Source organism: Pseudomonas sp. FG6, from assembly GCF_057809015.1.
On the sequence record NZ_JBMDJD010000082.1, the window covers coordinates 1 to 1,244 of the forward strand.

Annotated in this window: 2 protein-coding genes; both read left to right on the top strand. The window is 54.5% G+C overall.

The window, feature by feature from the left end; translation table 11 throughout:
- The first annotated feature begins 71 nt into the window (after positions 1–71).
- Positions 72–374 carry a transposase gene (locus ACODSJ_RS24685; RefSeq protein ID WP_489104221.1) on the top strand — a complete coding sequence of 101 codons (303 nt, stop codon included), beginning with the start codon at positions 72–74 and terminating at the stop codon, positions 372–374.
- A gap of 8 nt (positions 375–382) precedes the next feature.
- The gene (locus ACODSJ_RS24690) at positions 383–1,207 is read left to right on the top strand and encodes an IS3 family transposase (protein ID WP_489104222.1); all 825 of its coding nucleotides are present in this window, start codon (positions 383–385) and stop codon (positions 1,205–1,207) included.
- Positions 1,208–1,244 lie beyond the last annotated feature (37 nt).

Below are 1,244 nucleotides of genomic sequence, written 5' to 3' on the forward strand. Positions count from 1 at the left end.
TGAACTGGCCTAATGATTTTGGACACTTCAATCGGGCGCTATGATTGCGCCCAAATCTGAGGTGTTTGGGTATGCGTAAATCTTATTCCAGAGAGTTCAAGCTCAAGGCTGCCAGCTTGGTGCTGGACGAGGGCCAGTCGGTCCCTGAGGTCTGTGCCAGTTTGGATATTGGCCCTACGGCCTTGCGCCGTTGGGTCGATCAGGTGCGTCAAGAACGCTTGGGCTCGACCCCGCAAGGGGCCAAGGCGATTACCGCCGAACAGCGGGAGATTCAGCAGCTTAAAGCGTTGCTCAGGCAAAAGGATCTGGACATTGAAATCCTAAAAAAGGCCAGTGCTCTCCTGCTTTTGGACTCCAAAGATCATTCTCGCTGATCGATAAGCTGGACGAGCAATACGGCGTTAACAATTGCTGTCGGGCGTTTGGAGTCAACCGCAGCAGCTTTTACGCCTGGCGTCAGCGCCAAGGCAAGGTGAAGCCTGAGCGGGAGAAGTTGAAAACCGTGTTGATCGAGCATCACAAGGAGTCCAGAGCGTCCGCGGGGGCCCGCACTCTTTCCAAGGAGCTACAAGCAAAGGGACATCGTGTCGGGCGATATATGGCTCGCAGTTTGATGCGCGAAGCTGGTGTTGCGAGTCGTCAGCGTCGACGGCACAAGTATAAATCTTCCGGCGTGGAAGCCCTGGTGGCGCCGCATGTCCTCAAGCGCAAGTTTGATGCCTCGGCGATAAACCAGGTCTGGTGCGGGGATGTGACGTACATCAGAGTCGGCAAGCGGTGGCTGTATTTTGCAGCGGTTCTGGATTTGTACGCTCGTCGGGTTGTCGGGTGGTCGTTCTCGATGATTTCTGACGCCGCGCTGACCTGCGAAGCACTACGGATGGCGGTCGAACTGCGAGGCCGTCCCAAGAAAGTACTGTTTCATTCGGATCAAGGCTGCCAATACACCAGCCATAAATTCAGAAATGAAATAAGTAAGCACGGACTTGTGCACAGCATGAGTCGTAAAGGTGAATGCTGGGACAACGCCCCGATGGAGCGCTTCTTTGGAAGCTTGAAGTCCGAGTGGGTGCCAGAGAATGGCTACAGCTCGGAGCACGAAGCCCGTGTGGACATGCAACGTTATGTGATGCGTTACAACAACGTCAGGCTCCATAGCTACAACGACTACCGGTCGCCGGTCGCTATGGAGAAACTGGCCTCGTGAAACCTTAACTGGTGTCCAGAATTACTTGACCAGTTCA